Origin of the sequence: Psychrobacter sp. PSP (assembly GCF_024085615.1) — a bacterium.
Lineage (GTDB): Bacteria > Pseudomonadota > Gammaproteobacteria > Pseudomonadales > Moraxellaceae > Psychrobacter > Psychrobacter pacificensis.
Genome location: NZ_JABLTF010000016.1, coordinates 133,440 through 159,097 on the forward strand (window position 1 = coordinate 133,440; position 25,658 = coordinate 159,097).

Consider the following 25,658-nt stretch of genomic DNA (forward strand, 5'->3'; position numbering starts at 1 on the left):
TACACAGTAAAAAGGCAAATCTTGTGTTTAACCAGTCAGTTAATCAGTACTGGATAACTGACTGGCACAAAAAAGCCCAGACCATATTTATCGCTCTGGGCTTTATTTTATCACTTTCGCGTGCCAGGCGTTGTTTTATCTGATAATGCTATATTGACCAACACACTATCATAGCGTTTGGCGCGCCATAAAACTTAGTACGTCGATACATGCTCTGAATCTTCGGTGCCATCCAGTACTTCTGCATCATCTGCGGTTGCCACAGCCACATCATCCCCTGTACTGACAGCCATACCGTCATCGGCGCTAGCAACGGCGATGTCATCAGAGCTACTCGCAGTTGCGGTTGCATTCTCTTCAACGCTGGTTTGAGCGTCAACGCTTGTATCCGCTTGCGTCTCCATTGGTGTCTCGTCTTTGCTACAAGCACTGAGCGCAAGCACCCCTGCAACCAAGCCAACCGTCATCCAGTTTTTGTATGTCGTGTTTTTAATCGTCATCGTTATTCTCCATTACTTGTCATATGATTCAGCGTCATTTATTGATAGTGCCGTTTTCTTAGTGCCTACTATACTGATGATACATCGCAGCTACCTTAGTATTTACAGCGCAGTTCTGTTAAAGGCACGTAAACACAGCTCACAAAATATTTGAAGCAACCCTTTGTAAAGTCACTTTGATGCTTTGTAAAGCGGGTTCTGTTCACAAAATCATCTTTACTATCGCCGCAATCTCCTCTATGTTAAATAGCATAATGACCTATGGACCGCTAAATAGGCATTCAAAACTGATTTTTTGCTAAATTTTCGCCTTTTTAGGCGCTTTTATTTATATAAAACTGATATCACATAAGGAGAATAATTGATGAGTCAAGCAAATACGACGGATATTACCACCTACATGCAGTCTGTTGGCAAGCAAGCCAGAGCCGCTTCTCGTGCGCTCGCGGCAGCCAACACAGGCGACAAAAACTCAGCACTCATGGCCATTCATGATGAGCTAGTCAATGCCAAGCCAGATATTTTGGCAGCCAATAAAATCGATATGGACAACGGTCACAAAAACGAGCTTGATAGCGCTCTGCTCGATCGCTTGGAATTAAACGAAGCACGATTCAACGCTATGCTCCAAGGCCTAAAAGACGTGGCGAGCCTGCCTGATCCAATCGGCGAAGTGACGGATATGACTTATCAGCCATCAGGGATTCATTTGGGCAAAATGCGTGTGCCACTGGGCGTCGTTGGCATGATTTATGAATCGCGTCCTAACGTAACCTTAGAAGCTGCTTCACTGGCACTAAAATCAGGCAACGCCATCATCTTACGCGGTGGCTCTGAAGCGTTTGAATCCAATCAAGCGATTGCCAAATGCATCATAAAAGGTCTCAGTCAGACGGATCTCTCTGAGCACAGCGTTCAAGTATTGCAAACGACCGATCGAGCTGCCGTTGGTGAGCTGATCACCATGACTGAATATGTGGACGTCATCGTACCGCGTGGCGGCAAAGGTCTGATTGAGCGTATTAGCAACGACGCCCGCGTCCCTGTGATCAAACATCTAGATGGTAACTGCCATACCTTTATCGATAGCGATGCGGATCCTGAGATTGCGATCAAGGTCAGTGTCAATGCCAAAACCCATCGTTATGGTACGTGCAACACGATGGAGACGCTGCTGATTGATTCCTCTATCGCCAAAGATTTACTGCCCAAGATTGCCACCGCCATTATCGAGGCCGATGATGCCATGCAACTGCGTGTTGACGAAAGTGCTGAGAGTATCTTGGCCGATGTGATCACCTTAAACGGTCACTTGTCTGCTGCTACCTCTGAGGACTGGGATACAGAATATCTTGCCCCTATTCTTGCGGTCAAAGTCGTCGACGGTATCGATGAGGCGATTGAACATATCAATACACATGGCAGCCATCATACCGATGTCATCATCACGGACAACTATACCAAATCGCAACGCTTCATCCGCGAAGTGGACTCAGCGAGCGTCATGATTAACGCCTCTAGCCGTTTTGCTGATGGTTTTGAATATGGTCTTGGTGCTGAGATTGGTATTTCAACGGACAAAATCCATGCGCGTGGCCCAGTCGGTCTTGAGGGACTGACCTCGCAAAAATGGATCGTCTATGGTCATGGTGAAGTACGTGCATAACTAAATCTGTATTCATGATTGAATCGAGCGTTTGAGAACGTCGGCCATTGTGCTGGCGTTTTTTTATGATAATCGTAGTCATTTATATTACGGACATCTAAACAATAAGGAGCGGTGCCACCATGCAAAGCGGCAAGATTAAACATTGGAATCACGAAAAAGGCTATGGCTTTATCGATGTCGATAATCAAGATGAAGACGTGTTTTTTCATATTAGCAAAGTAAGTTTGGCGGAGCAGATAGCGGTTGGTCGACGTGTCTATTTCACGAGTAGTCGTAATGATAAAAACCAATTGCGTGCCACCAAAGTGACGTCAGCCGTACTCAGCATTGAACCAGATACTGAACCAAATACACCAAGGCAGATGCCCAATAATAGCAAACGAGATAATCACAGCCGCCTCTCAAATCGCAACCATCAAAACACTCGTCAAAATAGCTCTCGCAACAAGAGAAGCCTAGGCAGTACCCTATTTAGCCTCATTGCCATTATCGCTGTCGCTGTCTACTTCTTTGCTGATTTAGGCTCGACGTTATCTCAGTATACGTCTGACAATACCAGTCAAGTCGCCACAACTGGCACCACGACCACTAGCATCACAGGTGATGCACAAGTCGATAAGACAATTGCGCTGATTCAACAAGGCGGGCCATATCCTTATCCCAATAAAGATGGCACGACGTTTTATAACCGTGAAGGCAGGCTACCCGCCCAGTCGCAAGGCTACTACCGCGAATACACCGTACCCACCCCTGGCGTCTCCCATCGCGGTGCAAGGCGTATCGTCACAGGTGGTCGCCCGCCCACTGTTTATTACTTAACCGTCGATCATTATGACAGTTTTCAAAAGCTTGAGGTGCACTAACATGAAACAAGCGAATATGAATCAAGAAGCCATGAATCAGAAAGATACGAGCCAAGCCATCCACTATGTCAGTCAAGACCCCATTAACCAAAACGGTACAGCGCTACCTGCCGTCATTCCTACTCAGGCTGTTACCATACCTGCGTGTGACACACTGGACAAAACCACGCTATTGACGAGTCTGGCGCGTGCCTGCCACTTCCCCAGCTATTTTTCACACAATTGGGACAGTGCATGGGATTGTCTGACAGACAGCGATGTGCAGCACTTAGTGCTTGATTTGACGGTAATAAAAAAGATAAACACCGAAGACTTCAATATTTTTAAAAGCATTATCGAAGATGCTTATAGCGACTTTGGTAAGCCGCAACTATGGATTATTGTGCCCTTTGAGAATGACACTTAGCGGTGAAAAAATGACGAGGAGACTGCAGGGAGTAATAAGGACATCTTTGAGAGACCCGATAGCATGCGCTTTATCACGGCATCCTCTACTATCGAGACATTAGCGCTATTTGCAGGGGCATTGGCTTTTGCCGATGGGATGACGCTCGTGGCTGAGGGCACATGGTTTGAGCTACCGACGTTCGTCTGGGCACTGGCAGGCGGCGTTATCATTCGCAATGTGTTAACGATGGTCTTCAGTTTTGAGATGTTTGATCGCTCGATTGATGTATTTGGTAATGCGTCTTTGATTCTGTTTTTGGCAATGGCGTTACTGTCATTGAAGCTTTGGCAGTTGACGGATTTGGCAGGGCCTGTATTGGTCATATTGATCGTACAGACCATCATCATGATTATCTACGTCTACCTCATTACCTTTAAAGTCATGGGCAAAGACTATGACGCGGCAGTACTCTCAGCAGGACATTGCGGTTTTGGTATGGGAGCTACCCCGACAGCGATTGCCAATATGCAAGCAGTCACGGATCGCTATCTCCCCTCGCCGAAAGCCTTCTTAATCGTGCCAATGGTAGGTGCGTTCTTTGTCGATATCGTCAATGCCACGATATTGCAAATATTCACCAAGTTGCCGTTTATGTAATACTGCTTATGTAATACTACGTCTGAGCGTATTTAAACCGTGATTAATCTTGAGGAGATTGCATGAGTCACATCACGTGATAGCATTATTATCAAATACGATGTGATCTCACCGCCATTCGTCGTATCAATAGACATTACTCAGAATTATTAAAACTTATTAAAAGTATCGAGGCATTTTATGTTGGTATTTGCCATTATTCTTGTGGTTTCAGGCGCACTCATTATTGGTGCATTATGGGGTCTATACGGCTATATGCCTGACTGGATACAAGGCAATCTGCTTGCGCTGGCAGGTGGTGCACTCGTGATCTCAGTGGTACTTGAGATGATTCAACCTGCGATTGGCGAGAGTGGTTTGTGGACGACTGTCGCCTTTACCGTGTTAGGCGCAGTGGTCTTTACGGGTATTGACTATCTGATTGATGAAAAAATGCAAAACAAAGGCGGGGCAGGTTTGCTTGCTGCTATTACGCTTGATGGTATCCCAGAAAACTTAGCGCTTGGCGTCGCGCTGATTGGTGGTAACGCTTTACAAGTCGCGGCACTAGCAGGGTCTATTTTATTATCAAACCTCCCAGAAGCCGCAGGCGGTGCCAAACAAATGCGCGATGGTGGTAGCAGTCACAAAAAAATACTCATGCTATGGATTGGTGCAGCTATTTTATTATCATTAGCAGCTATTATTGGCAAAATGCTTCTCAAAGATGTCGATGATGCAGTAATTAGTGCAATTGACTGTTTTGCCGCAGGGGCGGTGATTGCTTCATTAGCGACAGAAGTTTTTCCTTCTGCATTTAAAGATGGCAACCATTGGGCGGGTATCAGCACTGCTATTGGTTTGGTGCTGGCATTAGGACTCAATCAACTCGGTGGCTGAGATTATAAATATTCGTAGGGTTTAAATTTGCCCCTTATTGCATGAGCATGCTCTTATCGCACAATTATTTGAATGAATAAAACCGCCCAGCAATAATGTTGGGCGGTTTTTATTTATCTGACATTCGGTTCAAATATGTCTAGGTGCGGCGTCATGCAGCAACATGATCGACTCACTAAAGCGTAAACCCAATCACATTGAGCTTGTTCTCTTCTGCAAACTTAAATAACTCGTGAACGTGATTTAAATTCTCACGAAATGTATTCAAACCTTCTTGACTCTCTGCTTCGTGGTAGCCGATATCGTGTACCAATTTTTTTAAGTCTGTCGCGGCAAACGCTTTGACGATCTCAGGTACGACGGCCACATTGTATAATAAACCGTCATGCTGCTCATGCAGCGGGGTGCTATTGTTTGCCAAAAACAACAAATCGCACAAGGCATAATGCCCCTCTCCCAATAACTCAACCAGTTCTTCCGTATAATGTTCAAGAGACGCTTGTCTCACATCTAAGTATTGGTTGTCGCGATTTTCTCTTAGCTCATCCAGTGTCATATCACCAACAAGTATGCTGGTTAAATTTTCCTCGCGAACACTACAAAAGCAAAATGACATAGTTGTTGAAATAGACATCGTATCTTCCTTAACTGTGATTAAAAATAAAACCGCCTAGCAAACGCTAAGCGGTTTTTTGTTATACAACTCTCAAATAGAGTCAGTTAATACTTACTGGTTTTTTTCGTACACTGGTAGCTCTTTGCAGATGGCTTCTACTTTACCGCGTACTTCAGCTGCAACCGCTTCATCACCGCGGCTGTCTAGCACGTCACAGATCCAGCCTGCCAAATCACCCGCTTGCGCTTCGTTGAAGCCGCGAGTAGTAATGGCTGGGGTACCGATACGGATACCAGAGGTGACAAATGGTGATTTTGGATCATTTGGTACGGCGTTTTTGTTGACCGTGATATGTGCATCACCAAGCCATTTGTCGGCTTCTTTACCGGTCATTTCTTGCTTCACTAGGCTAATCAGCATGAGATGGTTTTCAGTACCACCAGAGATGATCTCATAGCCACGCTCTTGAATGACTTTTGCCATGGCTTGTGCGTTTTTCACAACTTGCTGCTGATAGGTTTTGAAGTTGTCTTCCAGCGCTTCTTTAAAGCAAACCGCTTTTGCCGCGATGACGTGCATGAGCGGGCCACCTTGGTTGCCTGGGAATACGGCAGAGTTTAGCTTTTTAGCAAGTTTCTCATCACGCGACAAGATCATACCTGAACGCGGGCCACGTAGGGTTTTGTGTGTGGTGGTAGTGGCCACATCAGCAAAAGGTATTGGGCTTGGATAGACGCCGCCCGCAACAAGACCAGCAACGTGTGCCATGTCTACCAATAGATACGCGCCTACCTCGTCAGCGATGTCACGGAAACGCTGCCAATCAACGACTTGTGAATACGCTGAGAAGCCTGCGATGATCATCTTTGGCTTGTGCTCACGCGCTAATGCTTCTACTTGATCATAGTCAATAAGGCCAGTGCCATCGACCAATCCATACTGTACGGCGTTGTAGTTCAGGCCTGAGAAGTTGATGTGCGCGCCATGCGTTAAGTGACCACCAGCGTCTAGACTCATGCCAAGTACCGTGTCATTGGCTTCTAGCAATGCTAAAAATACGGCAGCGTTTGCTTGGCTGCCTGAATGTGGCTGGACGTTGACGTATTCAGCACCGAACAGCTCTTTTGCACGGTCAATGGCCAATTGTTCAATGACATCGACATGCTCACAGCCACCATAATAACGCTTACCAGGATAGCCTTCAGCGTATTTATTGGTCAAATCAGTGCCTTGTGCTTCCATCACTGCTTGTGAGCAGTAGTTTTCAGAGGCAATCAACTCGATGTGATTTTCTTGACGAACGCTTTCTGCGGCCATCGCTTCAGCAAGGGTCGGATCAAACTCTTTGATAGAAATGTCTTTAAACATAATAATGTCCTAAGTAGTGACTGTCATTGAAAAAGTATCATTGAAAAGAAGCTGATAGCTTGCCCACAATCAAACGAACACTGCATCGACGTTGCTCAAAGTATGCTAGGTACTTGTGCACGCTGCTCTTTTGCCAGCTGTTTTATGGTACGACCATGATTGTAAATGGCGACTATCAGTAAAAATTAACATAAGAATAAACACAGGCAGTTGGCCTGCATTAACTTGACCGATCCGTCAATAAAATCGATATACAGCGGCATCGATAGCATTGCGAAAGCGTAAGTGTAACATGAAAAATTGTGCGATGAGCGCAAAAAAGCCTGCCTGAAGATGAGCAAATTAAATGGCGATATAACACAGATAAATAGCCAATTAAATAGGGCGTGTTGAACATTCGACCATGGCACTGACAGCGACTATTTTTTAGGCGATTCGATGTTAAAAATAATAAGTTTAGTCATTCTAAGTGCTTATTTTTAACGATGAAGCGGCAAAAAAGAGTCCTGTCCCCTGCTTTTTATCGTTGGGGCTGATGCTAAAATTGCCCCATACTGCGTTACAAATCTCGCTAAGGCATCTGCATTATCGTCGCTTTGTGCCTTGTCTGGAACCATTTTAGCGATCAGCAGTGCCTATTTGCGAATGTTCAACACGCCCTAAAGGTTTTACTCAATGCAAATTTTTGACCCTAGTTTTTTCTTTGTGTATATAAGAATAAAACGTTTTTAAGTATCACTGGACAAAAATGCCGGCAAAAAGGTTTCGCTGATAAGTAGTAAGCGACCATACCAGTCATAGCGCGTTTGCCGCTGCCAGCCCTCGCTCGTCTGTCGCACAAATCGCTGGTTTGGCACTGTGCGCCGACGTTTAAATAACACATAACCGATGGGCGTACCTTTTAGCTGCTGCAAGCGTCGCGCCTTACCTTTTAGGCTTGATAGCGGAAAGATGCTTTGCGCACCGACCCATGGCTGCTCGTCATTGCCGTATAGCAGTACTTCACGTATCCACGCCAGCAGTGGACGATTCAGCGCTGAGCCTTGCAGACCCAATTGTCGCTTTTGTTGCAGCGTCAATAGCCGATAGCCTTCAAAGGTGCGCTCCACTCGTAACGGCTGCCCTGCCTTCTCTTCTAGCATGGCTGTGAGCGAACCTTCGGCATTGAGCCACGATACGAGTTCAATAGGAGGCAGAGAGGTAGCAATACTAGCAATAGAGTTTGTGGGCATAGTTAACGGCTAATCATGAAATGTGTAAAGTAAAGGCCTGCAGGCTATTATTAATAGTGGATATTAGTGGTGTATATCAATGAAGCGTATCAAAGGCTGGCATATTGTCCGCGTTAAATGGTAGTGCCTCATGGGCTTGCTTGCGATATTGTGCCATATGCATCCGATCTCTGGCACAAAAATCGCCAATCGCAGGGACAAAACGCGGATCATAAATACGGTGAAGCGAGTGCGTGGTCGTTGGGATAAATCCACGAACCAGCTTATGCTCCCCTTGCGTACCCGGATCAAAGGACGCTAGCCCTTGCTCGATGGCAAACTCAATGCCTTGGTAATAGCACAGCTCAAAATGCAAGCTGTCATACTCACCAAGCGCACCCCAGTATCGACCGTACAAGGTTGCATTATTATCAACATCATTATTAACATCGCCATCAACACTGTCGTCGTTGTTGCTATTACTATCAGGTGTGTCATATAAGAATAGGCTACTGGCGATAATCTCACCACTGGCATCGAGTGCTTGCGCGAGCATAATATGTTCAGACATACTCGCTGCCAATGCCATAAAAAAGTCTATCGTCAGATAAGGCTGCTGTCCGCGTACCGCATAAGTCATCACGTAACAGTGATAAAAAGCCTTCCAATCTGCATCGCTGATAGCATCGCCGATTTTTCGCTGGCAGATGATACCTTGCTCAGCCACTTTACGACGCTCCGCACGGATGGTTTTGCGCTTTTTAGCTTTTAGCGTCATCAAAAACGCATCAAAGTCTGCAAAGGGCTGACTGTCATTGAGCAAATCTTTGTTTTGCCATAAGAACTGACAACCTTGGCGCTCGAATATCGGCATCGCAATCGGCGCGGACTCTACGCCGCGCTCTTGTGCTGCTAGCGCACGCTCTATATCAATTTCGGTCGGCATAGACGTGGTCGCAATAGAGGCTAGATTAGGCGTCACAAATAGCCCATGCCAGCTTGAGGCGCCGACTTGCTGAGCGATATCATCGACACCTGCGATGGCTGTTTTGATTATCTCTTCATTGAGCCTTTCCCCTTTTGCCAGCCAAAGCCGCTGACCCGTAATCGGCGTATACGGCACACTAGTGACCAATCTTGGATAATAGTCGAGACCATAGCGCGCATACGCCTCTGCCCATGAATGATCGAACACGAACTCACCGCGATGATGGCTTTTTATAAAGACTGGCAGCACCGCGACTGGTTGCAGAGCGGCATCCTTAGTATCATCATTGACACGATGCACCAAAATAAATATCGGTAGCCACCCTGCCCGCTCGCCAATCGCGCCTGTCTCAGCAAGCGCCTGCCAAAAAGCAAATGACATAAAAGGCGTGTCTGGCGTTTGCCAATCGGTCTGGCTCTGCCAGCTAGTATCATTCATCAGCGCATACTCTAAACTCATACTCACCGTCACTCTTATAATCGCTATATATTTATAGATAACCAATCTATTGATGACCTAGCCTAGCAAATTTTTGCGGTTTTGCTGTCACAATTTGCAAAGTTTTTTTGAGACGCAATAAAAAACCACCAATCGTGACATTGGTGGTTTTTAGGATTATCCTTATGTCCTCTCAAGAATAATATAAAGGTCAATAAAACACCGTCCATATTATTGAAAAGATGATATCGCAACAAATGACTGTTAGAATAAGGTTACTACCAGCTTAGTATAATTTGAAACCCTAAGATATGAGCGAAAACAGTATACTTAGTTCATGGTATGTGATTGACATCCTCTCGAATTTATAGTGGGTTTATTATAATATACCGTCAGCGACTTGCTGTCTGGCAGTTTTACGGGGCAGTCAACGTGCCATCTGAGAACGCCCTTGTAGTGAACATCAGTAAAAGAAAATGTTTTATCAAACTTGAATATCTCTAACTTAAATATTGCTAAGCAGCTACATACGACGTACTTGTTCGAACTATATTATTGAGCATTGCATAGTATCATTGACCCATATTCAACATTATATTCGAGCTTTATTATTAACGACAACTAAAGGAAGATTCAAATAAAATGTCAAAAATTATTTATACAAAAACTGACGAAGCCCCAGCGCTTGCGACACTATCTTTTTTACCTATTGTAGAAGCGTTCACTAAGACCGCAGGTGTCGAAGTTGAAACTAGTGACATCTCTGTTGCGGCACGTATATTGGCTGAATTCCCTGAATACTTGACCGAAGAGCAACGTGTTCCTGACAACCTAGCTGAGCTTGGTCGCCTGACTCAAGACCCCAACACCAACATCATCAAACTGCCAAATATCAGTGCCTCTGTACAGCAGCTCAAAGCAGCCATCAAAGAGCTGCAAGGTAAAGGCTATGCCATCCCTGACTTTCCAGATGATCCACAAACGGATGAAGAAAAAGAGCTACGTAAGCGCTATGGTAAGAGCTTAGGCAGTGCCGTAAACCCTGTACTACGTGAAGGTAACTCAGACCGCCGCGCACCAAAAGCCGTCAAAAACTATGCACGCAAGCATCCACATTCAATGGGTGAATGGAAACAATGGTCAAGCACACATGTATCGCACATGCATGGCGGCGACTTCTATGATGGCGAGCAATCTATGACCCTAGATAAGGCGCGCACGGTTCGCATGGAGCTATTGCTAGACGACGGCACCAAAAAAGTATTGAAACCTAAAATCGACCTACTAGACAAAGAAGTTATCGATTTGATGGTCATGAGCAAAAAAGCCTTGCTTGAATTCTATGAGCGTGAAATGGAAGATTGCCGCGAAGCGGGTATCTTGTTCTCACTACACGTCAAAGCCACCATGATGAAAGTCTCACACCCCATCGTGTTTGGTCATGCGGTCCGCATTTACTACAAAGATGCGTTTGAAAAACACGGCGAACTCTTTGATGAGCTTGGCATCAACGTCAACAACGGTATGGCAGATTTATACGATAAGATTGCTACTTTGCCAACCTCAACGCGTGAAGAAATTGAGCGCGACCTACATGCTTGTCAGGAGCATCGTCCACGTCTGGCCATGGTTGATTCGGCCAAAGGTATCACCAACTTCCATTCACCAAGTGATGTGATCGTGGATGCCTCAATGCCTGCGATGATTCGTTCAGGCGGTAAAATGTGGGGCGCTGATGGCAAAATGTATGACTGTAAAGCCGTCATGCCAGAGTCTACCTTTGCTCGTATTTATCAAGAAATGATTAACTTCTGCAAATGGCATGGCAACTTTGATCCAACGACCATGGGTACCGTACCAAATGTTGGCCTAATGGCACAAAAAGCAGAAGAATACGGCTCTCATGACAAGACCTTTGAATCTAGCGATGCTGGTATTGCGCGTATCGTCGACGTGGAAACCGATGAAGTCTTGCTCGAAAAACGCGTTGAAAAAGGCGATATCTGGCGCATGTGTCAGACCAAAGATGCCCCGATCCAAGATTGGGTCAAGCTTGCTGTACGCCGTGCCCGTGAATCAAATACGCCTGTTATCTTCTGGCTCGACCCATACCGTCCACATGAGAACGAGCTCATCAAAAAAGTTAAAATGTATCTAAAAGATCATGATACTGACGGTTTACACATCGAAATCATGTCTCAGGTTCGCGCCATGCGTTATACCCTAGAGCGTGTCGCTCGTGGCCTCGATACGATCTCTGCGACTGGTAACATCTTACGTGATTACTTAACTGACTTATTCCCAATCCTAGAGCTTGGTACCAGTGCTAAGATGCTATCGGTTGTGCCACTCATGAAAGGCGGCGGCTTGTTCGAGACAGGTGCTGGCGGTTCTGCACCAAAGCATGTCGAGCAGCTCACCGAAGAAAACCATCTACGTTGGGATTCACTTGGTGAGTTCTTGGCCTTGAATGTCTCTTTGGAGCATTTGGCAAGCAACGACAACAATGCTAAAGCTCAAGTCTTGGCGGACACGCTCGATACCGCGACCGAAAAACTGCTGCTGAATGACAAATCACCATCACGTAAAACTGGTGAGCTTGATAACCGTGGTAGTCACTTCTATCTAGCGCTATATTGGGCTGAAGAGCTGGCGGCGCAGGATCAAGATAGCGAGTTAAAAGCACAGTTCACGCCATTGGCGCAAAAGCTGGCAGAAAACGAAGACGCGATTGTCAAAGAACTTAACGACGTTCAAGGTAAGCCAGTCGATATCAAAGGCTACTACTATGCTGATGAGGAGCTTGCGAAAAAAGCCATGCGTCCAAGCGCTTTGTTTAACGAAGCCTTGGCATCGCTATAAGTAATAAGCAATTGATCTTGAAACATTAATCCTAATCGCTCTGGTTTTTATACACAGATCGATTAGGTAAGTTTAAGTATTAGCAAACAAAACACCTCAGCCGTCTTAGAACGTTGAGGTGTTTTTTTGTGCCTATCTCAAAATGATAATAAACAACTTGCCTATGTCTATCCATTTCAAACACATAAAAAAACCACCTACATCAGTAAGTGGCCTTGAATAAATATAATAGAGTTTAACGCTCTAGGCATTAATGCGATTACGCATCCATGTGCTTGATAATGGCTTTGCCAAACTCAGAAGTACTGAGCAAGATAGCATCTGGCATCAAACGCTCAAAGTCATAAGTAACCGTCTTATTGGCGATCGCGCCTTGGATACCACTGATGATGAGATCCGCCGCCTCACACCAACCCATATCACGCAGCATCATTTCCGCAGACAATATCAATGAGCCTGGGTTTACTTTATTCTGACCAGCATACTTAGGCGCAGTACCGTGCGTCGCTTCATAGACAGCGATTGCGCCGCCTTTGTTGGCACCTGGGGCAATACCGATACCGCCTACTTCCGCCGCTAGCGCGTCAGAGATATAGTCACCGTTCAGGTTGAGTGTTGCCACTACGGAGTAATCTGCCGGACGCATCAAAATCTGCTGCAAGAATGCATCAGCGATCACATCTTTGATGATGATGTCATTACCCGTTTTGGGATTTTTCATCGTCATCCATGGACCACCATCTAATGGCTTAGCATCAAAACGCTCTGCTGCCAGCTCATACCCCCAATCTTTAAACGCGCCTTCCGTAAATTTCATGATATTGCCTTTATGCACGAGGGTCACGTTTGGCAAGTCATTATCGATAGCATGCTGAATGGCTTTACGTACTAGGCGCTGCGAGCCTTCTTTTGAGACAGGCTTGATACCGATGCCGCAGTCTTCAGGGAAGCGAATGCTGGTCACACCCATCTCTTCTCTTAAGAAATTGATGACTTTTTTGGCATCATCACTGCCTGCCTTCCACTCGATACCTGTATAGATATCTTCTGTATTTTCACGAAAGATCACCATATTGGTCAGCTCAGGATGCTGTACTGGGCTTGGCACGCCTTTAAACCAGCGTACTGGTCGCTGACAGACATACAGATCAAGATTTTGACGTACAGCCACATTCAACGAACTAAAGCCACCACCCACCGGCGTGGTCAACGGTCCCTTGATACTGATGACGTAGTCTTTTAAAATCTCTAATGTCTCACTGGGTAAATATTCACCGTCATATATTTTGGCCGCTTTTTCGCCCAAGTAAGCTTCCATCCAGATAATTGATTTTTTACCGTGGTAGGCTTTATCGACCGCTGCATTGACCACCTTTATCATGACAGGTGTGATATCCACCCCAATACCGTCACCTTCAATGAACGGAATAATCGGATGATTGGGCACATTTAGCGACAAATCAGCATTCACGGTTACTTTTTCGCCGTCTCTTGGTACGATGACCTTATCATATGACATGGATAAAACTCCTTAGTGGTAAGTTATACATCGCAAGCGAACTGAACACGTTGTTATGCTGGCTTTTCTATTATAATGGTTGCGCTCTAGACGCTTATTAGCTAAACAAAGTCTGATGTATGAGATACTTGCGGCATTGGATTGAACGATACTAAAAAATAGCTTCAAATTAAACATATATGCATTGATGTAAATACAAACTAAAACTGTGCATAGAAACTGCTTATCATTAAATTCAGTGTTATTGGCTAATTAATAAGAAATATCACATATACAATTTATAAATTATTAATAAAATGCAGCATCTATAAATTTATAATCTTTAAAGGGTTATAATACATTATCTTGTTGATAGTAATAGAACAAAGAGCTGGACAATCATTTTATCTTGTAGGTGATAGGTTTATTACTATCAAAAATATAAATACCCCTATAAAAATATGGATTTAGAATAGCAGTAAATTTGCGTGGTTGCTGTCCTACTTTTGTAGCAAAATACATCGCACAGCGTATATCAAACACAATACCTCTGTTCTTATTTTTTAGTACTGACTTTGCTTGATTAAACATAAGCCAAGACTGCTAATCACTCATTTACCTTCAGGAAATATCACTTTATGCCGACTTCTAGTCTCATCTTGTTCAATAAGCCTTATGGGGTGCAAAGTCAGTTCAGAGACGATAGTAACAATGACCATGTCACCCTATCGCAGTACTTTACTGATAAGTCTTTGCGAGTTGCTGGTAGGCTTGATGCAACGTCCGAAGGGTTACTTATTCTGACCGATGATGGCCGAGTCAATAAAGCAATTACCCATCCGCCAAAAGCCAATGCTGGACGTAAGCAAGGTAAGACTTATTTGGTACAGGTTGAGGGCATTCCTACTGCTGAGCAACTCAATCAGCTCAAACGTGGCGTGACGCTCAAAGATGGCAAAACTCTGCCTGCTGAGGTTAAACACGTCAGTGAAGATGAGCTACCGATGGCGCTCTGGCAACGTCATCCGCCGATACGTGAGCGTAAAAGCGTACCGGACTCATGGTTGATGCTGACAATTTATGAAGGTAAAAACCGTCAAGTCAGACGAATGACCGCGCATGTTGGTCTGCCCTGCCTACGTTTGATACGTTGGTCGGTGGCAGGGTTTGAATTAGGTGACATAGCAGTTGGCGAGTTTGTGCGCATTCACTTAACTAGTCAGCACTATCAGCAATTGGGTATCAGCTATTAATTTGTCCCGTCTAAACGCTTAGCTATAGTCAATCAATATTAAAAGTGGTACAAGGCAGACGATTGCAAGTACTACAGTAGTAGGCTAAACGAGTCTAACGCTGTAACACTTTAATAGTGGTTCGACTATACCGACATATATTTTCATTTAAAGTAAATATATTACTTCTTGTTAAACATAGCGTCTCGAATGGGTAAGGTTTATCTGTTAAGATTCAGCACGTCATTATTTATGTAAAATAGACCTCATTTATTTATCATTTGGTCTTCTTATAGTAGGGATATATCATGATTGCTTCTCATCGTTTTGTTCTGTTGGCCACCAGCATTTCTACTGCACTGCTATTAGGTGCGTGTCAGCCAGCAGCAGATAGTCAATCAGCGCCTGTAGAAGAAGCCACCCCGCCAATGACTGACATGACTCATGCTGAGCATGAGAATATGAGCCACGATACATCGGTAGATAGCGAAAACGCCACAGATGACACTCAGATGACGGATATGCTCAAAGACTACACAAAGTCCATGACCAGTATGCATGATGAGATGATGATCGGTATGGGTTATAACGATCCTGATACCGCGTTTGCCAAAGGCATGCTTGGGCATCATCGCGGCGCGATAGATATGGCAAAAATTCAGCTAAAGTACGGTACAGATGATGCCATGCGCCAGCTTGCTCAAGATATCATCACGGCGCAGCAAGCTGAGATTGATATCCTAAACAAATGGCTTGCCAGCCATCCTGACGCAGCCAAACCTAAGCCCAATACCGCTGCTATGCAACAGGCCTACGCTAAGGGCATGGAAAGCATGCATGGTGAGATGACATTGGGTATTGCTGATCCTATGCCGGATATGGCATTTGCACGTGGCATGCTACCACACCATATTGGCGCCGTAGATATGGCAAAAATCGAGCTCGAATACGGTACTGATGAAGAAATGCGTCAATTGGCACAGCATATCATCGATACTCAGCAAGTAGATATTGAGCTCATGCAAAACTGGATTGTCGCGCTTAAAGCGACGAGCGATGTTGAAAACGATAATGCTGAGGTTGGCGAGCCTAACGGCGACACTACTGCAAACGAGAAGTCTGCCAGTGAGGACCCTGATACTAAAACCAAGGAAGAGTAGCTAGCCATTCAGCATACCAAAAAACCTTTCAGCTATTACTTGAACCCCCTAATAACCATATTTGCTTATTAGGGGGTTTTGCTTTGCTTACTTATATCTCTCGATGTCACTACTATCTCTCGATGTCACTATGCTGACTGACGCTTCATCACATCCAGCCATGGCTCCCAAGCGGATTCTGCTTGCTTAGGATCGCTATGATCTGCTAACGTTGGAGCACCTTTTACTAAGCGCAGACTGACCTTATGAGGAAATGCTTTTTCAGGCATATCACTGTCATCCCCGTCAGCTTGTGGCAGTGCCTCAGGTTGCACTTGCACACACATCAGCTCATCGCGGCGAAACAGATGACACTCAACAGTGCGCGCTGCATTACTCAGCGATGCTAGCTGCTTACTATCCGCCTTGATGCCATCAATCGCGATAATGATGTCATGGGCTGAGATACCTGCTTTGGCAGCCACACTACCGCGGTTCACCCGATTGATTTTGAGTCCAGCGGGTGTCTCATTGCAGCGCATACCCCATGGGACATGCTTATCCGCAGTCTCTTTGGTATTGACCTGCATTTTGATACCGTTTGCGAGCAGCAGCGCCTCAATTGGCAGTTCCTCTACGCCGTTGACGTAACGGCGTTCAAAATCCTCCCATTCCGCTATCGGCATAAACTGCCCAATCACGTCGCCCATATCCGCGCTATTGATGCCGATACGCTTGCTGTCATTTTGCTTTGCTTGGGTATAGAACGCTTTGACCACATCGAATAGACGATAGCGATTATTGGTATTTTTTAGCAATATCAAATCCAGACACAAGGCCACCAATGCGCCTTTATTGTAGTAACTGATACCAGCATTGCCCGTATTTTCATCGCTACGGTACAGCTTAATCCACGCATCAAAGCTTGACTCTGCGACACTTTGGTTATCGCGTCCAGGCGTTTGATAGTAGCGATTGATTTGTTCCGCTAGTAACCTGAGATAGTCTGACTTATCGATCACGCCAGATGCTTGCAGCATAAAATCATCGATATAAGACGTAAATCCTTCAAATACCCAAAGCATCGGCGTGAACGCTTCACGGCGTAGATCAACATCAACCATGACATCAGGGCGCACGGTTTTGACCCACCACGAGTGAAAGTACTCATGACTGCACAAGCCCAAAAACCGCTGATAATCCGTGCTCGGTATTTTTGGCTCATCAGCATTTGGTAAGTCACGGCGCGGGGTAATCAGACTAGTAGAATTGATATGCTCAAGTCCGCCGTAATCCTGACCACTGGCAAACGTCATAAAGGTGTAATCATGAAAGGGTGCATCCCCCAGCCAGTCTAGATAAGTCTGACAAATCTGAGTGACGTCTTGCTGTAGCCTGCCCATATTGGCACTATGCTTGCCTGAGAGATAAAAACTGTGATGAAGCGTCTGATGCTGACTGTCATGAATAATAAAATCAAATTTATTCTGTGCTGCAATCTCAAAAGGGTAATCAATCAGCTCATGATAATTATCTGCCCGTAATTGATAACAGTGCCGTTTATCTTCGCTCTGACCATCAACGCGCAGATGCGTAGATGCCAAACCACATGCCAAGATTACATGACTTTCTTCTTTATCTAACAAAAACGACTCCGGAACAATCAAGCTGACTTGTACAGGAATCTGCTCTTGCCCGTCGACCGCGAGTGCAAGTGAGGTAAAATTACCATACAGACGCTGCTGATCGACATAGGCAGTACGTACCGATAGGTCGTAGCAGTAGACTTCGTATTCGACGACTACCCTTTGTCCTGCTGTGATAGTGGGGAGTTGCCACGTATGTTTATCTACCTTTTGTGCACGATAAGTTTCAGAAAAATCGTCACCTTCTTTTATTTGGCTGTCTGTTACTCGATAATGTACAGCGGTGATATTGCGAGCAAACTCGCGCATCAGATAACTGCCTGGTATCCATGCTGGTAGCCAGAGCTGAGGGGTATTAGCTGTTGCCGTAAAGGACAGTGACACATCCACCAAATGCTCAGAAAAACGGGCAAAATCGAATTGGTAGCTGATATCAGCCGTATTATTGATATCATCATGGCTGATTGAAACGTCGCTCGTTAGCTGGTTATTAGTATTATCGGCAAATGCAGTCATAGTATCTCTCATCCTTATTTTATTGTTATGTTAGGAGTCCTTCCCAAAAAACGCAACTCCCAAACCCTGAGTGGCCAGTAGTTATCGATTAACTATAGAAAATAGCAGTTATTATGATAAATTGTGGCATTAATTGGCATTTTTTATGTTTTTTGCCTTGAAACTTATATACGCCATCTCAATTAAAGATGCTAACTGCTAAAGTTACTTTAATAAACTGATGATAATTGACTAATACTGTGGCTATTTGGCTTGCTGATTGGCTTTTTTAGGTTTATTGCAACCGTATTTAATTTTTTACATAGATATACTTAGGATATTTTATGACTACTATCGCAAAAGACACTGCCGTCAAATTCAATTACACATTAAAAGACGACGAAGGCAATATCCTTGACCAGTCTCCAGAAGGTCAGCCACTTGCTTATCTACACGGTCACAGCAACATCATCCCAGGCCTAGAATCACAATTAGAAGGCAAATCTGCTGGCGAAAAAGTCAACGCAGTGGTTGAGCCTGCTGATGGCTATGGCGAGTATCAAAAGCAAGCGGTACAGCGCGTACCACGCGAAAACTTCCAAGGCGTTGATGATATCCAGCCTGGTATGCAGTTCCAGTCAGAAGCTGGTGGCCAAGTGATGCTAGTGACAGTCACTGACGTAAACGACCAAGAAGTAACTGTTGATGCCAACCATCCGTTGGCTGGGAAGCGTTTGACGTTTGATGTTGAAATTCAAGAAGTACGTGCAGCAACTGAAGACGAACTAAACCACGGCCATATACATGGCGCAGGTGGCGTTGAGCACTAATCTCTCCTAGAGTATCGTGAGACGGTTAGAGAATAGGTTATATTTGAGCTTATCTTCTCATCAAAAAGGCCAGTAGCACTGTCTACTGGCCTTTTTTTATGTCTGTCATAAGTGCTGATTGATTAGATGTAGATAAAAGAGCGTTCTAACAATGAAGCATTCATTGCGCTTCTGTGAGCATCCTTAAGCTCAATAGCCATTCTCACAAATCTATCAAAGAAGCGTAAGCTAGCGCCAGAAATAATTCTTAGATCCAGACATAACAAAGCCGCATAACGACAAGCGTCATGCGGCTTTTATTACCAACCATCCATGTTAGCGTTATGTGATACCTAATCCCGGGGTATCTCATAACTGACAGGCATCCAGCCTTATCATCCCTAATCAGCAAACCACTTATCCCTGATGCGACCTTAAGATACCAATCCCTAGTATCAATGAATCGTGCCGTACAGTTATAATCGCAGATTGTCCTATCACTAGTAAGTGGTCTAAACGTCAATCCATGTAAGCATATGCTTACATGGTAATACTAGCTATCGTATAACCCCTAACCCCTTATAGTTTCTCTTCAGGACTGAGTAAGGTCTTGGGTTCAGCACTTAGCATTAGGTAGGCCGCTTCATTAATAAAGGCTTCATCTTCTGGCAGCTCTGGACGCTCAGCAGCTTTCATACGGCTACGCTCTTCAAACTTTGCATCCATCGCGGCCTGATACGTATTCCAATTAGAATAGGGGCGTTCACCAGTAGCGATCAGACGTCTGTTTTCGGCTTCTAGCGAACGCTTTTCAATCAGCTGCATTTTGGCTCGGCGGCTGTTAATATCTAAACGAACTGGTTTTTTCTCATCATCCATATTACGAATATCATTCAGCGTTGATAGATACACAAACTGCGGATTTTTCTCTTGGCGAATTTTAGACTGCTGATTGAGCGTCGCTAAAGTGTCATTGGTAAACTTCCCTTCAGGCTTATAAGGCGCCGTTCTGATGGTATCCCAAGGCAAGGCTTTTTTCTGGGCGCGTTCGCCAAAGGTCGCATCATCATAGATATTGACCAATTCAACATCAGGTACCACGCCTTTATTCTGCGTACTACCACCTGTGATACGGTAGAACTTACGCTGAGTTAAAGTTGCAGAGCCTAACGCCAAGCTATCCAGTTGAATCTGCGCAGAGCCTTTACCTGTCGTTGTGCTACCAACCACCAATCCACGACCATAATCCTGAATAGCAGCGGCAAAAATTTCACTGGCTGAGGCCGATGCTAGGTTGGTTAGGACGACCATTTTGCCGTCATAGAGCTGCTCGCCGCCATCATTATCGCGGTACACTTGGACATTGCCGCGGTTATCACGAATCTGTACCAATGGACCGCTTTTAATAAAGAATCCTAGCATTTTGGCAACTTCATCTAACGAGCCACCAGGGTTGTTGCGCAAATCCACCACGAGCCCATCGATATTTTCTTCGTTCAATTTTTTTAACGCTTTTTCAGTATCGATACTGACACTACGGTAGTCCTCGCCATTACGGCGGGCACGATAGTTCAGATAAAAGCTCGGTATCTCAAGAACGCCAATGCGTTTTGGTGTTTTGTCGATATTAGGACGCTGCACCTCGACCACTCGCTGAGTCACGCCTGACTCTTCTTGCTGGATAATATCACGCACAACGGTGACTGTACGGGCACTGGCATCTGGCGTATTAGGCTGACGCAGCTTGAGCGTGACAGACGTACCGCGCTTACCGCGAATCAAGCTGACGATCTCACGCGTTGACCAGCCAACCACGTCCGTCATGGTTTCGCCATCTTTTGCGATACCCACGATCAAGTCATTGGGCTTGATTTGGCCAGATTTGGCCGCTGGACCACCATCGACTAAGGTCACGATACGGGTGTAATCTGGATTTTTACGATCAGGACGGATAGAAACACCGATACCCTCTAGCTGCAAACTCGACTGAATCTGCAGCTCAGTTGCCTGAATCGGCGCATAGTAGTTACTGTGCGGATCATAGGTCAGCATGGCGGTGTTTAGAATCGTCTCCATGATTTCATCATCTTTGAGACGCTTAAACTGCTCTTGCTGACGCGACAAACGATTTTGCAAAATCTCATTTGGCGTACGTTCATCGTTGCGTACCAAGTCCTGTCCACGAGTGATATCTGGATTGCTCAAAAACACTTTTTCTTTGGCTTTTTCGTCTTCTTGTCCCAGCGTAATACTCATCAGCTGAAACTTTAGCTGACGTTCCCAATAGTCACGCTGCTCTTTTTTGGTTTTGAAATGTCCGAGATTTTCACGATCAAGAATGATAGTGTCATCACCGGTCAAATCAATATCTTTCTTGAGCATCTTGGTTGCCATGGCAAAGTATTCGTTTGAGCGTTTGCGATAACGATCAAAGACTTCTACCCCTGCAGATAGGTCGCCTTGCTTGAGGCGCGTGCCAAAATCATCGGCGTGCTTTTTCTTCAGCTCATCGACATCAGATTGCAAAAATAAGGTATGGTTTGGATCGAGACTATCAATATACATTGATAAGATTTCGCGACCTTTTTTACTATCTAATGGCTGATTAAGGTAATGACTGCGATCCAGCAAAGCGGCAACTTGGCGAGTAGTGACCTTTTGCTCAGGTGTCTGAACAAAACTTCCCGTATTGGTTTCTGCTACGGCAGTACCGTAGCTTTGTGTCAGGATAATACCGGCGATGCCCACTGACGCTGCACTGAGTAACCACTGTGCTGGTTGTTTTTTCATCATATGTACCTAGTTATTTGAAGTTAGTGATATTATTTGTGTTATAAAAATTAAAAACTGCTGAATGTATTATTGCCCATGACTGTCGTCTGTTTTTGCTCAATGTCTGTCTTACTTTGCCTTAGCTTACTTATTACTATGAGCTTACAACGCTATAGCTTTATTATTCCGTCGCCTTTATATATAGATTCTGACGCTTATTATCGAATCCTGATATATAGTCAAAAATCAATATTATCATGTGCATAAATACTGAACTGTCTCAAACTGTATAAGCAATCTTACACGCAACGCCTGCACATACCAAACTTTCTCTCACTTTTATCACACATAGCGACTTAAGGCTATTAGCATTAATTCGCCGACTACCCACAAATTGATTTGATGCCAATAATCTGCCACATTAGGCTCAATTGATAATAACTGTCATAATAAAGTGCATGAGTAATGACTGCTAAGCGATTGGACATCGATGATCGGTCAACCCCATAATATAACAATACACAAAAAAATAAGGATGACGCAATGTACGGCGTTTTAATGATTGATATCGATAATACCGCACTGACCGCAGAAGACGTCAGCTTGATCAAACAAGCACAGATTGGCGGGGTCATATTGTTTGGACGCAACGTCGCTGATGCGGCCCAAGTACGCGCATTATGTGACGATATCCGGTACCACAACCCAGATATATTAATCGGTGTCGATCAAGAAGGCGGACGAGTCGCACGGCTGCGTGAAGGGTTCACACCGCTACCTGCTATGGGTAGGCTTGGTGAGTTATTCAATCACGATCCAAGCCGTGCGCTCAGCTGCGCATACGACTGTGGCTATCTGATGGCAGCCGAAGTGATGGCAGTAGGTATTGATTTGAGCTTTGCGCCCGTGCTGGATAGAGATGGTATCAGCCAAGTTATCGGTGACCGTAGCTTTCATCAGGAGCCACAAGCAATCGTTGCCCTAGCCACGCAGTTTATGCGCGGCATGAAAGCGGCTGGCATGGCCACCACTGGCAAGCATTTCCCTGGTCATGGCGCTATCGCTCCTGACTCTCATGTATCAGAGGCCATCGATACACGTAGCTTGGACGAGATCATCAATAGTGACATGCAACCTTTTGCGCAAACGTTGTCACTGCTTGATGCTTTGATGCCAGCCCATGTGATTTTTTCGCAAGTAGATAACAAACCCGCAGGATTTTCTAAAATTTGGCTAAAAGATATCATTCGTGATCAGCTCGCGTTCGATGGTGTGCTTTTCTCTGATGATTTATCAATGGCAGGGGCAAAGGCCGCTGGCGATGTCAGCGCGCGCGTAAAAGCTGCCATTGAAGCTGGTTGCGATATTGCACTGGTGTGTAACGATCGTGTTGCCGCGCATGAAGCGGCGGCGGCGGCGCAAGAACTACCCTATCCTAACCAGAGGCGTATCAAAACCATGTGCGGCAATATACCAAAGTGGCAAGGTGATCTTGAGTCTACTTGCCAGCAGTTTGATTATTGGCAACAAGCAAAGAACAATGTTACTCAGAGCTTTTTTAACGTTGAGTCTGATACACAAGCTGATAAACCTGCCAATGAATCAAAAGACCCTACTGATTATAAGTAGCCTTGTATTCATACGAAACCGTTGAAAAATTTGGCTGAACCGTCCCCGTAAGTTGGACACAACTTACGGGGGTCGGTTCACGTTAAGGTGCGGTTTTTTAGACTTAACTACTACCAAATTAGATGATTTTTGCTTAATTCGTTGGATCTACCGCAGTACCTTGCGTCGCATCATCACCATCAGATAGCAGATCATCATTATTACTGTCTAGCGGATTCAAATCTGGGTCAAGCGAGTCGCTGTTGATGATCATGCCATCATTTAAATCGACCATCTCATCATTAACCACAAACTCAATTCGGCGATTGCGGAAACGACCTTGCTCGGTTGAGTTATCCGCGATAGGGTCTGACTCGCCCATGCCTTTGGTGCTGAGCTTGCTCGCGTCAACACCTTGACCTACTAGGTACTCTTTGACCGCGTTTGCACGCTCTTGAGACAATTCCATGTTGTAAGAATCAGACGCTTGACTATCAGTATGACCGATGATCATTAGGTTCAAGTCAGGCACATCATCGATAATTTTTGCCGCGCGATCTAAAATGGCTTTATTGACCTCAGGGATGACGGCTTCATCTACTTGGAAATTGATCACCTGAATACTCAAAGCACGTGCAACATCACGTGGGTCTGGATTTTCTCCAAGATTGGTCATTGCAGCATCTGCAGCAGCCACACTCTCGTCAATCTCACCTTGCAGATCGAGCGGCCCTTCAGCTTCTACCATCATCGCTGGTGCAGCGGCTTGTAGATCAGACACCAATTGGGCTAATACCGCATCATCAGGTGCATTGACCGTGATGGTATCTCCTTTAATCACCATGCTAGCATTCGGTACATTTTTAACGATCGGCAATATCGTAGTAAGCTGTGCAGCAGCTGCCATATCTATGGCAAAATTATCATCGACATCAGCGCGGCACTTATTGGCTTCATCGCCGAATGCACCAGTTAGTGCATTCATTACATTGGTCTGTAGCGTCTCGTTGCCTACGCTCATGCGGCAAGCGTATAGCTCACCATTTTCGCCAGTGGCGATACGGAGTGAGGCAGGCTCGATGTCAGTTGCTACTACTGCTTGCTCATTACCTTGCTCGTCTTGCTGCGCGGTAGCTATCGGCGTAGCAACAGGCTCAGGGTTCTCCTGACAGCCTCTTAATAAAGCCCAAGCCAATGCACCCAAAATAATCAAACCGATAATCGGTAATAGGGCTTTCATAAAGCTGCCTTGTGGCTCTTTTTCTTTCTGTAGTGGCGCGGTACTGACCGTATCGGATATAGGCGCCGCAGCAGGCTTCGCTGCTATCGCGCTCGCAGGTAAGACAGCCCCTGCCCATGTAGGGATATGATGCTGATAACTGTTGAGATTGTCATTGAGAAATTGCGGTACAGGGGTAGTACCAGCCAAGCTTTCGATTTCGTGAAAAGCAAGCGGCGCTGCCATAGCAATCAGACCACGAGAAGCTGTCTCATCGACACCATGTGCATTAGCGAGCTCACGAGAGATTTGGTCACGGTGAGCCCCTTCTGTCCATACACGATCATAAAAAGCACTATCATCACGAGCGATATTCTCATTAGCAAAACGGCTATAGGTATCATTATTCGCGAGGCGAGCAGCAAAAATTGCATAAAATTGCTCAAGTAGATTTTGCTTAGCAGGACTATGATCATCTGCTAATACGGCTGGGCTGACTGTGCGTGTCAAATGACTGATAATATCCATAATACAACTCTCCCCTTAATTTTTATTTATATTGTTCGATTCTCTAAAGCATAAAATCATCTAATAACGTGGCGGCTGTTTACTCTGTCAAGTCAGATTTATCAGGCCACTATGATTGATTTTGGATATTATAGAATTGTTAAAGGTGTTTTCACAGTCGATACGTTGTTGTGCAAATGATACGTTAAGTAATGTTTTAATTGGTGCGCGTAACTATACATTCATAACCCAACAGGCATTTGAGTACAAATTAAGAGAATGCGATACTCAGTT

The 25,658-nt window shown here is 45.1% G+C and carries 18 protein-coding genes and 1 pseudogene; 10 read left to right on the forward strand and 9 right to left on the reverse strand.

Going from position 1 to position 25,658, the window contains the following annotated elements; genetic code table 11:
* Window positions 1-194 precede the first annotated feature (194 nt).
* Window positions 195-500 carry a hypothetical protein gene (locus HL061_RS06625; protein WP_071002340.1) on the reverse strand — a complete coding sequence of 102 codons (306 nt, stop codon included), beginning with the start codon at window positions 498-500 and terminating at the stop codon, window positions 195-197.
* A gap of 364 nt (window positions 501-864) precedes the next feature.
* On the opposite strand from HL061_RS06625, the gene HL061_RS06630 reads away from it, so the two are divergent.
* The 5 genes and pseudogenes from HL061_RS06630 (at window position 865) to HL061_RS06650 (ending at window position 4,956) form a co-directional block, all read left to right on the forward strand.
* A complete protein-coding gene (locus HL061_RS06630; RefSeq protein WP_252962640.1) occupies window positions 865-2,166 on the forward strand; it encodes a glutamate-5-semialdehyde dehydrogenase in 1,302 nt (433 codons plus the stop codon).
* A 122-nt stretch (window positions 2,167-2,288) separates the two neighbouring features.
* Window positions 2,289-3,032: a ribonuclease domain-containing protein gene (locus tag HL061_RS06635; RefSeq protein WP_252962641.1), complete on the forward strand. Its 744-nt coding sequence runs from the start codon at window positions 2,289-2,291 to the stop codon at window positions 3,030-3,032.
* A gap of 1 nt (window position 3,033) precedes the next feature.
* Window positions 3,034-3,438 (forward strand): barstar family protein, encoded by a 405-nt coding sequence (locus HL061_RS06640; RefSeq protein WP_252962642.1) that lies wholly within the window; start codon window positions 3,034-3,036, stop codon window positions 3,436-3,438.
* Window positions 3,439-3,471: 33 nt separating this feature from the next.
* Window positions 3,472-4,077: pseudogene (locus tag HL061_RS06645) on the forward strand (sodium/glutamate symporter); the annotation flags it as partial.
* Between the two features lie 180 nt (window positions 4,078-4,257).
* Window positions 4,258-4,956, forward strand: coding sequence for a zinc transporter (locus tag HL061_RS06650; protein ID WP_071002343.1), 699 nt, complete (start codon window positions 4,258-4,260; stop codon window positions 4,954-4,956).
* 175 nt (window positions 4,957-5,131) lie between these two features.
* Here HL061_RS06650 and HL061_RS06655 read toward each other — a convergent pair whose 3' ends face one another.
* The 4 genes from HL061_RS06655 to HL061_RS06670 all read right to left on the reverse strand — a co-directional run bounded on the left by HL061_RS06655 (window position 5,132) and on the right by HL061_RS06670 (window position 9,598).
* Window positions 5,132-5,590, reverse strand: a complete 459-nt coding sequence (locus HL061_RS06655) for a hypothetical protein (protein WP_071002344.1) — start codon at window positions 5,588-5,590, stop codon at window positions 5,132-5,134.
* Between the two features lie 93 nt (window positions 5,591-5,683).
* Window positions 5,684-6,940, reverse strand: a complete 1,257-nt coding sequence (gene glyA / locus HL061_RS06660; protein ID WP_071002345.1) for a serine hydroxymethyltransferase — start codon at window positions 6,938-6,940, stop codon at window positions 5,684-5,686.
* A 728-nt stretch (window positions 6,941-7,668) separates the two neighbouring features.
* Entirely contained in the window at window positions 7,669-8,172 is a 504-nt protein-coding gene (locus tag HL061_RS06665) for a chorismate lyase (RefSeq protein WP_071002346.1), read from the reverse strand.
* A 76-nt stretch (window positions 8,173-8,248) separates the two neighbouring features.
* Window positions 8,249-9,598, reverse strand: coding sequence for a GNAT family N-acetyltransferase (locus HL061_RS06670; protein WP_071002347.1), 1,350 nt, complete (start codon window positions 9,596-9,598; stop codon window positions 8,249-8,251).
* Between the two features lie 621 nt (window positions 9,599-10,219).
* On the opposite strand from HL061_RS06670, the gene HL061_RS06675 reads away from it, so the two are divergent.
* Window positions 10,220-12,439 (forward strand): NADP-dependent isocitrate dehydrogenase, encoded by a 2,220-nt coding sequence (locus tag HL061_RS06675; RefSeq protein WP_071002348.1) that lies wholly within the window; start codon window positions 10,220-10,222, stop codon window positions 12,437-12,439.
* A 259-nt stretch (window positions 12,440-12,698) separates the two neighbouring features.
* On the opposite strand, the gene icd is transcribed toward HL061_RS06675, so the two are convergent.
* Window positions 12,699-13,958, reverse strand: coding sequence for an NADP-dependent isocitrate dehydrogenase (icd, locus tag HL061_RS06680; protein WP_071002349.1), 1,260 nt, complete (start codon window positions 13,956-13,958; stop codon window positions 12,699-12,701).
* Window positions 13,959-14,575: 617 nt separating this feature from the next.
* Here icd and HL061_RS06685 point away from each other — a divergent pair.
* A complete protein-coding gene (locus tag HL061_RS06685) occupies window positions 14,576-15,190 on the forward strand; it encodes a pseudouridine synthase (protein ID WP_071002351.1) in 615 nt (204 codons plus the stop codon).
* 287 nt (window positions 15,191-15,477) lie between these two features.
* Window positions 15,478-16,329, forward strand: a complete 852-nt coding sequence (locus tag HL061_RS06690) for a DUF305 domain-containing protein (RefSeq protein WP_071002352.1) — start codon at window positions 15,478-15,480, stop codon at window positions 16,327-16,329.
* 128 nt (window positions 16,330-16,457) lie between these two features.
* Here HL061_RS06690 and HL061_RS06695 read toward each other — a convergent pair whose 3' ends face one another.
* Window positions 16,458-18,470 carry a PDZ domain-containing protein gene (locus HL061_RS06695; RefSeq protein WP_071002353.1) on the reverse strand — a complete coding sequence of 671 codons (2,013 nt, stop codon included), beginning with the start codon at window positions 18,468-18,470 and terminating at the stop codon, window positions 16,458-16,460.
* A gap of 323 nt (window positions 18,471-18,793) precedes the next feature.
* On the opposite strand from HL061_RS06695, the gene HL061_RS06700 reads away from it, so the two are divergent.
* Entirely contained in the window at window positions 18,794-19,279 is a 486-nt protein-coding gene (locus HL061_RS06700; protein WP_071002354.1) for a peptidylprolyl isomerase, read from the forward strand.
* 558 nt (window positions 19,280-19,837) lie between these two features.
* Here the strand turns inward: HL061_RS06700 and HL061_RS06705 are convergent.
* Entirely contained in the window at window positions 19,838-22,048 is a 2,211-nt protein-coding gene (locus tag HL061_RS06705; protein ID WP_071002355.1) for a carboxy terminal-processing peptidase, read from the reverse strand.
* Between the two features lie 525 nt (window positions 22,049-22,573).
* Here HL061_RS06705 and nagZ point away from each other — a divergent pair.
* Complete coding sequence (nagZ, locus tag HL061_RS06710) at window positions 22,574-23,659, forward strand: beta-N-acetylhexosaminidase (RefSeq protein WP_071002356.1); 1,086 nt, start codon at window positions 22,574-22,576, stop codon at window positions 23,657-23,659.
* Window positions 23,660-23,792: 133 nt separating this feature from the next.
* Here nagZ and HL061_RS06715 read toward each other — a convergent pair whose 3' ends face one another.
* On the reverse strand, window positions 23,793-25,385 hold the full coding sequence (locus HL061_RS06715) for an OmpA family protein (protein ID WP_252962643.1): 1,593 nt from the start codon (window positions 25,383-25,385) through the stop codon (window positions 23,793-23,795).
* Between the last annotated feature and the right edge of the window lie 273 nt (window positions 25,386-25,658).

Coding starts and splice junctions, on each gene's coding strand:
- glyA (WP_071002345.1), bottom strand. CDS start 6,940: ATGTTTAAAGACATTTCTATCAAAGAGTTTGATCCGACCCTTGCTGAA.
- HL061_RS06640 (WP_252962642.1), top strand. CDS start 3,034: ATGAAACAAGCGAATATGAATCAAGAAGCCATGAATCAGAAAGATACG.
- HL061_RS06700 (WP_071002354.1), top strand. CDS start 18,794: ATGACTACTATCGCAAAAGACACTGCCGTCAAATTCAATTACACATTA.
- HL061_RS06630 (WP_252962640.1), top strand. CDS start 865: ATGAGTCAAGCAAATACGACGGATATTACCACCTACATGCAGTCTGTT.
- HL061_RS06685 (WP_071002351.1), top strand. CDS start 14,576: ATGCCGACTTCTAGTCTCATCTTGTTCAATAAGCCTTATGGGGTGCAA.
- HL061_RS06695 (WP_071002353.1), bottom strand. CDS start 18,470: ATGACTGCATTTGCCGATAATACTAATAACCAGCTAACGAGCGACGTT.
- HL061_RS06715 (WP_252962643.1), bottom strand. CDS start 25,385: ATGGATATTATCAGTCATTTGACACGCACAGTCAGCCCAGCCGTATTA.
- HL061_RS06705 (WP_071002355.1), bottom strand. CDS start 22,048: ATGAAAAAACAACCAGCACAGTGGTTACTCAGTGCAGCGTCAGTGGGC.
- HL061_RS06655 (WP_071002344.1), bottom strand. CDS start 5,590: ATGTCTATTTCAACAACTATGTCATTTTGCTTTTGTAGTGTTCGCGAG.
- HL061_RS06635 (WP_252962641.1), top strand. CDS start 2,289: ATGCAAAGCGGCAAGATTAAACATTGGAATCACGAAAAAGGCTATGGC.
- HL061_RS06690 (WP_071002352.1), top strand. CDS start 15,478: ATGATTGCTTCTCATCGTTTTGTTCTGTTGGCCACCAGCATTTCTACT.
- HL061_RS06665 (WP_071002346.1), bottom strand. CDS start 8,172: ATGCCCACAAACTCTATTGCTAGTATTGCTACCTCTCTGCCTCCTATT.
- HL061_RS06670 (WP_071002347.1), bottom strand. CDS start 9,598: ATGAGTTTAGAGTATGCGCTGATGAATGATACTAGCTGGCAGAGCCAG.
- HL061_RS06650 (WP_071002343.1), top strand. CDS start 4,258: ATGTTGGTATTTGCCATTATTCTTGTGGTTTCAGGCGCACTCATTATT.
- icd (WP_071002349.1), bottom strand. CDS start 13,958: ATGTCATATGATAAGGTCATCGTACCAAGAGACGGCGAAAAAGTAACC.
- HL061_RS06625 (WP_071002340.1), bottom strand. CDS start 500: ATGACGATTAAAAACACGACATACAAAAACTGGATGACGGTTGGCTTG.
- nagZ (WP_071002356.1), top strand. CDS start 22,574: ATGTACGGCGTTTTAATGATTGATATCGATAATACCGCACTGACCGCA.
- HL061_RS06675 (WP_071002348.1), top strand. CDS start 10,220: ATGTCAAAAATTATTTATACAAAAACTGACGAAGCCCCAGCGCTTGCG.